This window comes from Aurantimonas litoralis, from assembly GCF_026153195.1.
Lineage (GTDB): Bacteria > Pseudomonadota > Alphaproteobacteria > Rhizobiales > Rhizobiaceae > Aurantimonas > Aurantimonas coralicida.
On record NZ_JAPFBM010000001.1, the window covers coordinates 235934 to 248693 of the forward strand.

The 12760-nt window shown below is 67.0% G+C and carries 12 protein-coding genes; all 12 read right to left on the reverse strand.

All coding sequences use genetic code 11. The features are described 5' to 3' along the window. Positions 1–35: 35 nt before the first annotated feature. Entirely contained in the window at positions 36–1202 is a 1167-nt protein-coding gene (locus N7I30_RS01200; RefSeq protein ID WP_188075590.1) for a flagellar hook protein FlgE, read from the reverse strand. A 159-nt stretch (positions 1203–1361) separates the two neighbouring features. Continuing rightward, on the reverse strand, positions 1362–2033 hold the full coding sequence (locus tag N7I30_RS01205; RefSeq protein ID WP_009210327.1) for a response regulator transcription factor: 672 nt from the start codon (positions 2031–2033) through the stop codon (positions 1362–1364). 238 nt (positions 2034–2271) lie between these two features. Next, complete coding sequence (fliK, locus tag N7I30_RS01210) at positions 2272–3807, reverse strand: flagellar hook-length control protein FliK (protein ID WP_498636139.1); 1536 nt, start codon at positions 3805–3807, stop codon at positions 2272–2274. Continuing rightward, positions 3804–5189: a MotC family chemotaxis protein gene (locus N7I30_RS01215; RefSeq protein WP_498636141.1), complete on the reverse strand. Its 1386-nt coding sequence runs from the start codon at positions 5187–5189 to the stop codon at positions 3804–3806. The genes fliK and N7I30_RS01215 overlap by 4 nt, the downstream gene beginning before the upstream one ends. Before the next feature lie 11 nt (positions 5190–5200). Further along, positions 5201–6442, reverse strand: coding sequence for a MotB family protein (locus N7I30_RS01220; RefSeq protein ID WP_498636143.1), 1242 nt, complete (start codon positions 6440–6442; stop codon positions 5201–5203). Beyond that, the gene (locus N7I30_RS01225) at positions 6439–7404 is read right to left on the reverse strand and encodes a hypothetical protein (protein WP_498636145.1); all 966 of its coding nucleotides are present in this window, start codon (positions 7402–7404) and stop codon (positions 6439–6441) included. Before N7I30_RS01225 ends, N7I30_RS01220 begins: the two co-directional genes overlap by 4 nt. A 3-nt stretch (positions 7405–7407) precedes the next feature. After that, positions 7408–9099, reverse strand: a complete 1692-nt coding sequence (gene fliF, locus N7I30_RS01230) for a flagellar basal-body MS-ring/collar protein FliF (protein ID WP_230784664.1) — start codon at positions 9097–9099, stop codon at positions 7408–7410. A 172-nt stretch (positions 9100–9271) separates the two neighbouring features. After that, positions 9272–9634 (reverse strand): DUF8776 family protein, encoded by a 363-nt coding sequence (locus N7I30_RS01235; RefSeq protein ID WP_483213260.1) that lies wholly within the window; start codon positions 9632–9634, stop codon positions 9272–9274. A gap of 75 nt (positions 9635–9709) precedes the next feature. Continuing rightward, entirely contained in the window at positions 9710–10249 is a 540-nt protein-coding gene (locus tag N7I30_RS01240) for a chemotaxis protein CheD (RefSeq protein ID WP_024350332.1), read from the reverse strand. Continuing rightward, the gene (locus N7I30_RS01245) at positions 10249–10638 is read right to left on the reverse strand and encodes a response regulator (protein WP_009210333.1); all 390 of its coding nucleotides are present in this window, start codon (positions 10636–10638) and stop codon (positions 10249–10251) included. The genes N7I30_RS01240 and N7I30_RS01245 overlap by 1 nt, the downstream gene beginning before the upstream one ends. Positions 10639–10748: 110 nt before the next feature. Continuing rightward, on the reverse strand, positions 10749–11792 hold the full coding sequence (locus N7I30_RS01250; protein WP_188075597.1) for a protein-glutamate methylesterase/protein-glutamine glutaminase: 1044 nt from the start codon (positions 11790–11792) through the stop codon (positions 10749–10751). An 86-nt stretch (positions 11793–11878) separates the two neighbouring features. After that, positions 11879–12724 carry a CheR family methyltransferase gene (locus N7I30_RS01255; RefSeq protein ID WP_230784667.1) on the reverse strand — a complete coding sequence of 282 codons (846 nt, stop codon included), beginning with the start codon at positions 12722–12724 and terminating at the stop codon, positions 11879–11881. Positions 12725–12760 lie beyond the last annotated feature (36 nt).

Consider the following 12760-nt stretch of genomic DNA (forward strand, 5'->3'; position numbering starts at 1 on the left):
GGCTTATCCGGTGCGCAGCAAAGAGCGGCTCGCGCCTATCGCTTCAGGTTCACGAGGACGTCGAGGATCTCGGCGCCGGTCTGGAAGACTTTCGAGTTCGCGCTGTAGCTGCGCTGGGACTCGATCATGCTGGTCAGTTCCGAGGCGAGGTCGACATTCGACTGCTCCAGGCCGCTGGAGACCAGCGAGCCGTAGCCGTTGGTGCCCGGTCCGCCGAGGGCGGCGACGCCCGAAGAGGCGGTGGCGCTGTAGACATTGCCGGCGGAGGCCTGGAGCTGGTCCGGGCTGGCGAAGCGCGCGAGGCTCATCTCGTAGAGCGGGATCAGCTGGCCGGTGTTCATGACGCCGCTCAGCGTGCCGTCGTCGGCAAAGGCAAAGCCGGTGAAGCTGCCGGGAGGGTTGCCGTTGGTGACGAGCTTGGCCGAAAAGTCGGTGGCATACTCGGTCAACGAACCGAACTCGATGTTGGCGGTGTCGCCATTGACATGGGTGTAGACCATGTCGGCCGGAGCGGCCGTCGGCCGGCCGGTATTGGGATCGAAGACGATGGTCGTGGTCTGCGGCCCGACGGAATCCGTGTAGCTGACCGTCCAGGTGTTGGCGGCGGTCTTTTCCATGTCGACCGGCACTTCGATCGCCTTGCCGATGCTGTCATAGACGACCATGGACGACTTCTTGGTGTCGCCAACCGCGGCCGATTCCGGGAACTGGATGGTGAAGGCGCCTGCGTCGGTGGCCTGCGGGGCGACGATCGCGCCGACGGGCAGCTCGATCGGCGCGGCCGCGCCGCCGCCGACGGGCGAGCCGGTCAGGCGGTAGCCGGCGGTATTGACCAGGAAGGTGGTCTCCTTGCCGCCAATCGTCTCGGTGCGCTGCACGAAGGAACCGGCGCGGGTATAGAATTCGCGGCCGGCCGTATCCTGCACGACGAAGAACCCGTCGCCCTGAATGGCGAGGTCCGAACCCGACGAGGTGGCGGCGATGCTGCCCTGCTGGCTGATCGACTGGCGAACCTGGGTCTTCACCGACCCCGGATTGTACTCGCCGCCGCCCTGGGCGAGGACGAGGGAGGCGAATTCGGTGGAATTGCGCTTGTAGCCGTTCGTGCTGGAGTTCGCGATGTTCTCCGACACGGTGGACAGCCGGTTGGCCTGTGCATTCATGCCGGACACGCTGGTCCTGAAGACACCGTTGATGCTCATTGCCTGGTACTCCGTGGCGTAGATCTCTCTTCCGCAATACGGAGTGAAGCTTGCGCCGAACTGTCAGGAGCAGGCTTTCGCAGTATACCGACAAAATAAAAGGCCCCGCCGAACTAACCGCGAGGCCTCTATTCTTAATAACTTGTTAACCAGTTTGTGTCAGTCGACGCCGATGCCGTAGCCGAGATAGCGCTTCGAGGACACCGGATCGTAGCCGAGGCGCATCTTCAGCTTCTTGCGCAGCTTCGAGATGTGGCTCTCGATGACGTTCTCCTCGACGTTCTCGTCGAAGATGCCGTAGATCGCGCTGAACAGCTGCTGCTTGGAGACGCGGCGACCGCGGTTGGCAACCAGATATTCCAGGATACGGCGCTCGCGGCGCGGCAGGGCCATCGGCTTGCCGGCGACTTCGGCGTCGCGGCCGTCCTGGTAGACGGAGATTTCGCCGACGACGGTGCGGGCGTCCTCGGTCTCGTTGCGGCGGCGGATGGCGCCGACCCGGGCGAGGATTTCCTTGACGTGGACCGGCTTGGCGACGACGTCATCGACGCCGGCGGCGAACAGGTCGAGCGTGCCATCCAGGTTGCGGCCTTCCGACAGCGCGATCATCGGCGCCTTGGAACGGGCCCGGATCAGCCGCGGGCAGATCGTGCGGTCATCGAAATCACCGAGCAGGAAAGCCTCGACGGCCGACAGATCGGACTCCGGCGCGGTCTCGACCCAGTCGCGGAATTCGTCGGCCTTGAAGCCCGCTGCCGACACGCCTTCGCGACCGAACATGGACTCGTATCCGTCCGTCACGAGTTCCCGGTTGTCCACTACAACGATCATTTCCGTCACCCTCGGTCCGCCGTTTGTCTGTGAACAGAGAGTTAAACTGACCCCGAACTTGCGCCTATCCTGAAATTTAGTGATCCGTTAACCATGCCGTTCATTTTCGGACTAAGTCACGAATCCGACTCACGAATTTTTTTCGTTAACGAAGTCTTAACGGCCCGATCGCCGCCATGAATGCGCCATGGCCGGTCCATCGCGTCGCCGCGATCGCGTCCCGTCAGACTGTAACGTGTCAGAGATAAACGGAGGGATCGAGTTCGCGGCGGCGTGCGCCGGTCTCTTCGGCGGGCGATGACGTCATCGCCTGCTCCGGTCGCCCACTCCCCTGACGCGCGGAACCCTCGCCGCCGAAGCTTGCGGCGCCGTCACGGGCCGCGCCATTCTGGGACTGGCCCGTCGACGCCTGGCCATCGGCCTGGCCCTGCGCATTGGCGATGCCGCCGCGTGGCGCGCCGGCGTCACGGACACCGATGCTGATCGCGGCTTCATCGACCGAGAAGCCGGCTTTGGTCAGGAGCTTGTTCAGGCCCTCGGCATCGTCCTTGATGCGCAGCGCCGTGTCGGCCTCGCTGGCCACGATGTGGATCGCCAGCTTGCCGTCGATCAGACGCATGGTGACGTCGAGCTTGCCGAGCTGCTCGGGCTGAAGCTGGATCTGGATGGTCTTGAGCGCTGCGCCGCCGGCCCGCATCTGCACCCGGGCGGCTTCGGCGGTGTCGCCCGTCGGCAGCGGTGCCCCGGTCAGCGAGGTGGTCACGGCATCGGCGACCTGCCGGCCAATGGTCGGCGTCGCGCCCGCAGCGGCCATGCCGGTCGCCGCGGTCTCGGCCACCTTCGGGCTCACGCCGGCCGCGGCGTTCCTGTTGCCGTCATTATCGGCCCGCGGATTGCGGTCGAAGGCGGCGCGCTCGCCCCTCGGCTCGCTGCGGCCGCGACGTGTCTCGTTGCCCTCGCCGGTGGCGAAGACGTCGCCGGTCTCGCCGTCGACTGCCGGTCCGCCCTCGCCGTCCGGCGTCGCGCCGTTGCCGGCGCGCATGTCGACGGATGCCAGCAACTGGCGGATGTTCGTGGTGGCGGCGCCGCCCGGCTTGCCTGCGGCAACGGCGGATGCGCCAGCGGCGGTGGTCGCCGGTTCGAAATCGGTGCGCTGCGAAACCAGGTCGACCCGCGCACGTGCCTGTTCACCGGCCGTTTGCGCCGGGGCGGCATTCGCCGTCTTGTTGGCGCCAAGCGCCTCGCCCGCTGCCGCGGCGATCCGCGACACGGTCTCGTCAGCATCGTTTGCGGCAAAGCGCGCGAGCGGATTGGCGACCTTCCCGTCCTTGCCCATGGCCGTCCTGGCCAGAGCCGCATCGGCGGCGGCCCCCGCCTTGCCATCGGCGGTGGTCCCCGCCTCACCATCGGCCGCGTTGGCCATGGTCGCGGCGGTCGCGGTTCCCGAGCGCAGCAGCCGGTCCATGTCGGCAAGGATTGCGGCGAGGCCATTGTCGCGCGGCCGCCCGGCCGGTGCGGCCTCGGCCTCGCGAGCGCTCGCCTGCGTCGTCTCGGCAGCGTCTTCGGAGCTCGCGGCTTTCGTCTCGTCGGTCTCGGCCTCGCGGGTGTCCCGGCTCTCGCTGTCGGAACGCGTCGCCTTTGGAGCCTGCTCGGCGTCCTTGACGAAGCTGTCGAAGGCATCCCGCGTCTCGGTGGCGCTTTCCGCGCCACGACCGGCCGGCGAGCGGGTTGCCGGAGCGCGCATTTCGACGGAGGTGCTGACGGATGCGGTCACGGCATGGCTCTCTTCAGGTCGCCGCGAACGGCGTCGAGGAGCGCGGCTCCCCTGGTCAGGACGGCGGATTGCTCGACGGGCGGCTGCGGCCCGTAGCGCTCGGCGGGGTCGATATTGGCGGCCATCAGCGGCTTGCGCATCTCGCTGAGCACCTCGTAGGCGGCCTCGTGCAGCTTGCGGTCGGCGGGATGAAGCGTCGCGACGTCGATCGCTTCCAGCGCGACGCGCGCTTCGACGGGATCGCCCGTCGTCAGCGTGGCGGCGGTCTTGTAGAGCAGCGCGCGCTGGCTGTCGGCGGGAGCGGCATTGCCGCTTTCCAGCGCTTCGGTCGCCATTGCGGCCGCGAGCGGCAGATTGCCGCCGACGAGCGCCCGGCGTGACACGGCGAGGAAGATCGCCAGCCGCTGGTCGTCCGGGATGCGGGCGGTCGCATTGTCGATCGTGGCGACCGTCTCGTCCTTGGTCTCCGGCGGCCGTGCCGCGTAGACCGCCGAGAAGCGGGCCCGGAAATTGCCGGCATAGGCGGAATCGGCGAAGCGGTCGAAATATTGCCGGGCATAGCGATCGGCGGCCTTGTGGGAGCCGATGCCCTCGGCCAGCAGCACGCCCATCCGCAGCGCCGCCTCTTCCAGAAGCGTGCCGGGCGCGGCCAGCATGACCTGCTCCAGCCGGTGCAGCGCATCGGCCGGGGCGTCCTTCTGCTGGAGCTGGGCGACCGCCAGGTTCAGCTGGGCCGCAAGGGCGGTGTCCATCTCCGACACGTCGATCGGCACCAGGGCCGCGCGGGCGTCCCGCGCACGGTTTTCGACATAGGCCAGGGCGCCGTCGAGCAGGGCCCGCTCGTCGCCATCGATGGTGGCGGTCGACAGGATGCCGCGCAGGACCGCAGGCGGCCCTCCGCTCAGGACGAACAGGGCGGCGGCGCGCAGATTGCGCGGGTCGGTCCACACTTCGGGCGGCTGTTCGAGGAAGGTCGGGCCGTAGCGGCGCAGAAGCTGCGCCTGCACGCGGATCGCCGCGCCGTTGCCGCGGGCCACCTGGTCCTGCAGGAACTGAATCGAGCGCACGATCTCGTAGGGCATCGGGGCCCGTTCGCGCGGCCAGGGCCCGGTGCCGTCGCCGTTCTCGTCCTCATGCGCGTCGGCCTCGCCATCCGTCGCGACCTCCGCATGTTCGCTTGCGGCCTCGTCTGCATGGGCCTCGGGTTCGCCCGCAGGACCGCCTTCGGAGCGGATCGCATCCTCGCCGGCCTGGCGCACCCGCTCGGCGACACTGGCCGGCTCCGACGCGCTCTCTCCGGCCGCCCATGCCATCGGCATGGCGGTCGTCAGCATCAGGGCGCAGGCGATCACGCCCAGCCCCAGCCGGCGTTCATTGGACAAGCAACCCATTCTCATTGCGCCGGCTCGGTCAGCAGGATCTCGATCCGGCGGTTCGCCGCCGCTTCCGGATCGTCGGCGATCTTCGGCGCCCGGTCGGCGACACCCTCGATCGCCTTGACGCGGTCCTCTTCCAGGCCGCCGCGGGCCAGCATGTAATAGGCCATGTGGGCGCGGGCGGTGGACAGGCGCCAGTTGTCGTACTGGGCGTTGCGGAACGGCCGGGAGTCGGTATGGCCGCGGATGGAGACGTTGCCGGGCTGCTTCGACAGGACGGACGCAATGCGCTCCATCATGGCGACGACCTGCGGCGTCGGCCGGGCCGATCCGACCTCGAACATGCCCGACATCATGTCGTCGGCGATCGAGATGGTCACGCCGCCTTCGCCTGGCACGACCTCGAAATTGGTCGGCAGGGGCTCGCCCTGGCGGGCAAATTCGGCGGCGATCTCGGCCTTGAGCTCGTCGGCCCGGTCGGCCTGCGCAACGGCTTCGCCATCCGCCGGCTCGGCGTCCGCATCGGCCTCGGCCAGTTCGGCCTCTCCGGCATCGTCGGTCTCGGCTTCTGCTTCAGCCTTGGCCTCGGCAACCGCCTCGGCCTGCGTCTCCGCATCCACCGGCACCGGCTCGTCCGACATGTCGTTCGGCAGCACCGCGGTCTTGAACTCGCTCGGCGGGGCCTCGTCGATGACGGCCGCGCTTTCGGTGGCGTTCGGGGCGAGCTGCCAGGAGGCGGGATCGAACGGATCGCGATAGGCGTCGCCGCCATTCAGGCCCGGCAGGCCTGTGCCATCCGGCTTGCCCTGCAATTCGCCCGTGGTCTCGGACGCGCCCTCGGCGGCGATCTCGGCGAGCACCGCATAGGGATCGCGGAACAGCGCCTCTTCCTCGCCGCCTTCCTGGTCGCCGGCCAGCGGCTTGCCGTGGGGATCGCCGTTGGTGTCGGCCTTGCTGATGCCGTTCTCGTTCTCGTCGCGCGAGGCGCCGTCGTCGGACTGCTCGACGCCGCGCGTCGCCGGCGACGCGTCGTTCAGACGGATCGGATTGAAATACTGGGCGACCTGCTTGCGCGTCGCCATGTCGGAGGCCTGGGTCAGCCACATCACCAGGAAGAAGGCCATCATTGCCGTCATGAAGTCGGCGAAGGCGATCTTCCAGACGCCGCCGTGATGGGCTTCCTCGCCGTTGCCGCCGCGGCGGCGCACGATAATGATTTCCTGACGGTCCAGATGCCCCGCCCCGGACTGATCGGTCACGCGAGCGCCTCTTCCAGTGCCGTGCGCCAACCCATCAGTCTCGTCTCGACGACGGTCTGGTCGCATTCAATTTTCACCTCGACCATGTCCGGGTCGGGTTCACAAACGATGAAGGCCTTGCGCTTGCCGAGCGCCTGTTCCAGCGCTTCGAGCAGATCGGCCGGGCCGGTGACGCGAATGTTCAGAGCCTTGCCGTCGCCGATCAGCATGTGGACCGCGTCGGCCAGTTCCAGAACGGTCTGGCGCCGGCGCGCATCGAGCGCGATCGGCTTGAGGACGCTCGACAGCGAGGCCCGCACGATGGTCTCGATCCGGTCGAGCCGATCGGTCAGGAGCGCGCCCATCTGCTCGCCCTCCTCGCCGGCCCATTCGCCGCGGGCCGCCTCGACGGCCGCAGCCTTCGCTGCTTCCGCCGTTTCGCGCGCCTCGTTCAGCGCTGCCGCGGCCTCGGCCTCGGCTTCCGCCCTGCCCTGCTGGATGCCCGCCTCACGGGCGGCCTCCAGCGGATCGAGTTCGCCCAAAGGTGCCGCGGCGAGGTCCGGCAGACCGGCCTCGGCCTCGTCGCCGAAGCCATTCATCGCCGCATCGGGATCGAAGTCCGGTGCATCGAAGCCGCCGAGATCCGGCAAACCTCCGGCGGCGCCGTCGGCATCGTCGTCATCGAGGTCAAGCGCGGAGAAGTCCGGCAGCATGCCGGCCGGTGCCGGGGTCTCGCCATCGTCCTCGGCGGCGAACTGCGCGGCAAAGTCGATATCGGCTGCGCCGGTCTCGGCCTCGTCCTCTTCCTCGATCTCCATCTCGGGGATCGGCGACGATTTGGTCTGGGCCGCGGGGCGCGCCTGGTTGGCGGCCACGAGCGCCAGCGGTTCGAAGACTGTCGCCTCGCGGGCCGACGCCCCGGGGCGGTCCGGCATGTCGGTATCGGCGTCCAGCTCGGGCAGGTACTGAGCGAGAGAGATCATGGCTTAGGCCGCCTCTTTCTGGTTGAGCCACTGCTTCATGACGGTGGCGGCATGCTCTTCGTTGTGGTCCAGGAGCCGCTCGAGGCGGGCCCTCGGCGAATTGCCCACATTGAAGTTGAGGTCGTCGAGGAAGCCGATCTCGTTGCCCGAGCCGCCGGCCGGATCGGAATCGTAGTTCAGGTTCTCCAGGAGGCTTTCCGACAGGGCGCGGGCATCGTCGTCCAGCTCCGGCATCTCGTCGTCGTCCAGCGCGGCCAGGGTGGTCCCTTCGGCAGCCGGCATGGCGGCGATGGCGCGGACGGCCGGCTTCAGACCGAACCAGATCAGCATGATCGCCACGGCGAGGATGGTGAGAGCGTTGATGAGCGTGCCGGACTGGCGCATGAACATCTCGCCGAGGCTCGGGGCCGGGATCGGCTCGAGGGCGTCGTCGGAGGCGATGAAGTCGACCGCGGTCACCTCGATCTGGTCGCCCCGATCGGCCGAGAAGCCCGACGCCGAAGCGACCAGAGCCTTGATCTCGCCGATCCGCGCGTCGATCTGGGCGTCGGTCGGGTTCTCGCCGATGGCTTCGAGCACGCGCTTGCGGTCGACGACCACGGCCACCGACAGGCGCTCGACCTGGTAGCCGTCGCTGGTCGTGGAGATCGTCTTCTCGTTGATCTCGTAGTTGGTGAGTTCCTCGCGGCGCTCGGTCTCTTCCGACGACTGCTCACCGGCACCGCCGCCCGCCGGGGGCGCGTCGATTTCGCGGACATCCTGCTCGACGCCCACCGGGGTCTCGCTGGCGCGGTTGGCCGACTGGTTGTTCTCGCGAATGGTGCGGGTCGAGCGCTCGACCCGGCTCTCGGGATCGAAGATACGTTCGCTGATCTGCTTGCGGTCCGTGTCGAGCCGGGCAACGACGCTGGTCTGGAAGTTGCCGATGCCGAGATAGGGCGCGAGCGTGCGGCGGATCGACTGCTCGATGTCCTTGGAGACGACGCTCTCGATGCCGAAGAGCTTGGTGGGCGCGGCCGAAACACCTTCGTCGCCGGACGCCAGCAGCGTGCCGTCGGCATTGAGGATGGTCACCTCTTCCGGCGTCATGGACGGGATCGCCGAGGCGACCAGCGAGCGGATCGCCTGGGCCGATCCGAAATCATTGCCGTTCTCGGTGCGCACGACGACGCTGGCCGAGGGCTTCTGCTGTTCGCGGCGGAACGAGCCCTTGTCGGGCAGGACGATGTGGACGCGGGCGGCGCGCACGTTGCGCAGGGTCTGGATGGTGCGGGCGATCTCACCTTCCAGCGCGCGAACCCGGGTGATCTCCTGCATGAAGGAGGTCAGGCCGATCGAGCCGAGATTGTCGAAGAGTTCGTAGCCGGCGTTCTCGGAACGCGGCAGGCCCTTTTCGGCGAGCAGCATGCGCGCCGGGGCCGTCTGCGAGAAGGGCGTCAGGATGGCGTCGCCCTTGGAATCGACGTCGAAGGGGATGCCCGCTTCGGTCAGGGCCGCGCCGATGCGCGTCACGTCGGTTCGGTCGAGCCCCGAATAGAGCGTCTCCATGTCGGGACGCGACAGGTAGTAGCTGCCCAGTCCCACCAGGGCGACGACGAGCAGTCCGACCAGGCCCAGTGCTCCGAGCCTGCGTGGACCGAGCGCGGTCAGATTCGTCAAAAGCTGCTGAGCTTTTCCGCCAACGGCAAGCGCCATGGATCTCTCTACCCTGCCTTAACTGTAACTGCGAAGTACGAGCGGACCATGCCGGTCGAAGCTTGCGCGAGACCACGGTTAATGAAGGGTTAACGCGAGAAACCTGTCGGTAAATGCAATCTGGACGCGTGTCCGGCGCCGTGGAACGGAACGCCGGAGATGTCGGGGCCGGTCAGGACGCCTGGGAGAACAGTTCCATCTCGCCGTCGGACTCGTCCGACATTGCCGCGGCCATGCTGTGCGCGGAGGGGACGAGACGCAGCTTGAGATCGTTCAGGCGCACGGTCTCGAGCGCCGATTTCAGCGCGACTTCGTAGCTCTCCGGCAGTTCGTCCCGGGCCGCTTCGAGGAAGGTGGAGAGATTGCAGAGCGTCTGCTGGGTGCGGTCGATGCGCTGCACGGCGCGCACATAGGCAGCGTCCTGCTTGGCATGATCCGGGCAGACGAGATCATGCATCGCCTCGGCATCCTTGGCGAGTTCCCGCAGCTCGAGGGAGAGGGTCCTGAAAAGGTCGGACAGGGAACTCATCGACATGGCGCTTCGCTTCGATCGCTAGAATTGAACGAGACAGTGGTTCGAGACGGCTCGCCAGAGTACGTCGCGATCCTTTCAGAAAAGTTCCACGTCGCCGATGGCATCGGGCTTGCGGACGGGACGGGCCACCGGAATCTGCGGCATCGCCGTCGGCGCGAACAGGATTTGCCGGGCTCGGCCGGAATGCGGCCAGTACTCGATGCGGCGTCCCGATTCCCCGCCCAGGCTGCCGCCCAGATAGGTGATCTTCTCCGTGCGCAGGAAGCGCTCGGCGAAGACGGCATTCTTGGAGCCGACATTCGACAGGCGATCGACGGTCTGGGCGCCGCCGAACAGCTTCGCCTCAAGATTCTCGCGGCGCGCGCCCTGCTGCAGCAGCCCGTTGATCAGCAGTTCCATCAGATAGAGGCCGAAGCTCTCCGTCCGGCCGCTTTCCGAATCGCCGGCGCCCGGCAACAGGAAGTGGTTCATGCCGCCGACCCCCGCCACCCGATCGTGGATGCAGGCCGCAACGCAGGAACCCAGCAGGGTCGTCAGGACCGTATCCGGTCCCGTCGCCACCCGGGCTTCACCTTGCATGACATGGATGCGCTGCATTCCCGACCGGTTCAGCATCACTGAAGACGACCGACCACCGCTTCCATGGTCTTCTTGAGGACGGGGACCGTGATCGGCTTGGCGAGAAAGTTGTTGACGCCGAACTGCGCGGCGCGCTGCACCAGCTCGCGGTCGCCCTGCCCCGTCAGGATGATGAAGGGCGTCTTCTTCGTCGGCGCATAGGACCGTACGGCCTTCAGAAGCTGGATACCGTCCAGCTTGGGCATGTTGAAATCCGAGATGATGATGTGGCACGGCGCCGTCATCATCGTCTGCAGCGCCTCTTCACCATCGACGGCAAAGATGATCTGCTTGATTCCAAGTTGTTCCAACGCATCTCGTATCAGCATCCGGCTGGTACGATGATCGTCGACGATGAGAACTCTGATCCGGTCTGCGATGCTCATGGGGTCTATCCTTGTCGGATCCCTATTAAAGGGGAATTTTATGAAGAGATTCTCTCATCCGGATCGAATTTTGCGCTGACTTGAAACAATGTCGGATGAACATCAGTCAGTCAGGCAAATATTTGCCGTGTCACTCTGGCAAGAGGGACTCTCTTCTCCGCGGCGCCGATCTCGTAGGCCACGCGCGGCATGCCGTAGACGAGCGAACTCGCCTCATCCTGCGCCAGGGTGCGCGAGCCACCCTTGCGCATCTCCAGGAGCCCCTGCGCACCGTCGCGGCCCATGCCGGTCAGGATCACGCCGCTGGAGCGGCCCTTGAAGTTCTTGGCGATGGACGCGAACAGGACGTCCACCGAAGGTCGGTGCCCGGAAACCGGATCGTCGGCGACCAGCGAAATGTAAGGCTGCATCGACTTGCGCAGGACCATGTGCCGGCCGCCACCGGGAGCCAGATAAATATGGCCGGGCCGCAAAACGTCGCCATCCTTGGCCTCGCTCACGTGGGCCGGGCACAGGCGGTCGAGCCGGGCGGCGAAGGAACCGGTGAAGGCGGCGGGCAGATGCTGCACGATCAGCGTCGGCGGGCAGTCGGCCGGGAACTCGGCCAGGACCTGGGTCAGCGCCTCGACGCCGCCGGTCGACGACCCGATGCCGATCAGCTCGGGTCCGGTCGGCGAGCAGGTGATCTCGTGCGGCGCGCGCGCCGACGGTGCGGTGCGGGTCGCCGGCGCCGCCACCCTGCCCCGGCGCTTGACCAGACGGCCCTTGGCCTGCGCGGCCTCCTTGATCAGGCCCGGCAGGGTCTCGAAGGTATTGGCGCCGGCGCCGGGCTTGGCGATGCAGTCGAAGGCGCCGATCTCCAGCGCTTCGAGGGTCGCCGACGCGCCGGGCGCGGTGAGGTTCGACACCATGATCACCGGCGTCGGCCGCAGCTGCATGATCTTCTGCAAGAAGTCGATGCCGTTCATGTTGGGCATCTCGACGTCGAGCGTGACGACGTCGGGATCAAGCGCCTTCATCTTCTCGCGCGCCTCGAAGGGATTGGCGGCCTCGCCGACCACCTCGATGCCGGGATCGTTGCGCAGCACGTTGCGGATCAGGGCCCGCATGGTCATCGAATCGTCGACGATGAGAACGGTTGCGGGTGCCGTCATCGGTGCTCTGCTCCGTCCGGAATCACGCGGGTCGGATCCAGTGGACGAATCCGCAATCTGGTTCGGGTCGATGCGGTCCATCACGATCAGCCACCAGCCTTGCGATAGGAGGTGTTGGATTCGTAGCTGAGCGTGTTGGACGCCGGTCCGGTGACCCGCTCGGAATGGCCGACATAGAGGAAGCCGTCCGGCAGGATGCGCTCGGCGAAGCGGTTCCACACCTTTTCGCGGGTCGTCTGGTCGAAATAGATGGTCACGTTCCGGCAGAAGATCGCGTCGAACATGCCCTTCATCGGCCACTGGCCGATCAGGTTCAGTTCGCGGAAGGCGACGAGATCGCGCATCGTGTCGGCGACCTCGAAGGCCATCTCGTCGGTCGCCCCGCGCTTGCCGCCGGCAGCGCCGTGCACCGGGCGGAACCACCGCCGGCGCAGATCGGCCGGCACGTTCTGCAGGTCGCTCGACAAATAAATACCGGCGCGGCCCGTCGCGACGACGTTCGGGTCGATGTCGGAGGCCAGGATGCGCACGTCGTGATCGGCCGCATCCGGCATCATCGACAGGACGGTCATGGCGATCGAATAGGGTTCATGGCCGTTGGAGCAGCCTGCCGACCAGATGCGCACCCGCCCGCCCCGCTTGGCGCTCGCCAGGAGCGGCGGCAGCAGGCTGTTGCGCAGATGGTCGAAATGATGCTGCTCGCGGAAGAAATGCGTGACGTTGGTGGTCAGCGAGGCGAGCATCTTCATCCGCTCGTCGGCGCCACCCGCACCGGCGACATGCTCGCAATAGTCGCGGAAGCTCTCCATGCCGAGACTGCGCAGCCGCTTGGACAGCCGCGAATAGACCAGTGTCGCCTTGGAGGGCGACAGATGGATGCCCGCGTCATCGTAGAGAATGCGCGCGATGTTGGTGAAATCCGCCTCGGTCATCGGGAACTCGCCCGCCCCGATCGACGCGGAATCGGC

Bases quoted from the DNA above. Each gene is read 5' to 3' on its own strand.
- N7I30_RS01240 (WP_024350332.1), bottom strand. From the start codon at position 10,249: ATGCTGAACCGGTCGGGAATGCAGCGCATCCATGTCATGCAAGGTGAA.
- N7I30_RS01235 (WP_483213260.1), bottom strand. From the start codon at position 9,634: ATGTCGATGAGTTCCCTGTCCGACCTTTTCAGGACCCTCTCCCTCGAG.
- N7I30_RS01255 (WP_230784667.1), bottom strand. From the start codon at position 12,724: ATGACCGAGGCGGATTTCACCAACATCGCGCGCATTCTCTACGATGAC.
- N7I30_RS01200 (WP_188075590.1), bottom strand. From the start codon at position 1,202: ATGAGCATCAACGGTGTCTTCAGGACCAGCGTGTCCGGCATGAATGCA.
- N7I30_RS01205 (WP_009210327.1), bottom strand. From the start codon at position 2,033: ATGATCGTTGTAGTGGACAACCGGGAACTCGTGACGGACGGATACGAG.
- fliF (WP_230784664.1), bottom strand. From the start codon at position 9,099: ATGGCGCTTGCCGTTGGCGGAAAAGCTCAGCAGCTTTTGACGAATCTG.
- N7I30_RS01250 (WP_188075597.1), bottom strand. From the start codon at position 11,792: ATGACGGCACCCGCAACCGTTCTCATCGTCGACGATTCGATGACCATG.
- N7I30_RS01225 (WP_498636145.1), bottom strand. From the start codon at position 7,404: ATGATCTCTCTCGCTCAGTACCTGCCCGAGCTGGACGCCGATACCGAC.
- N7I30_RS01245 (WP_009210333.1), bottom strand. From the start codon at position 10,638: ATGAGCATCGCAGACCGGATCAGAGTTCTCATCGTCGACGATCATCGT.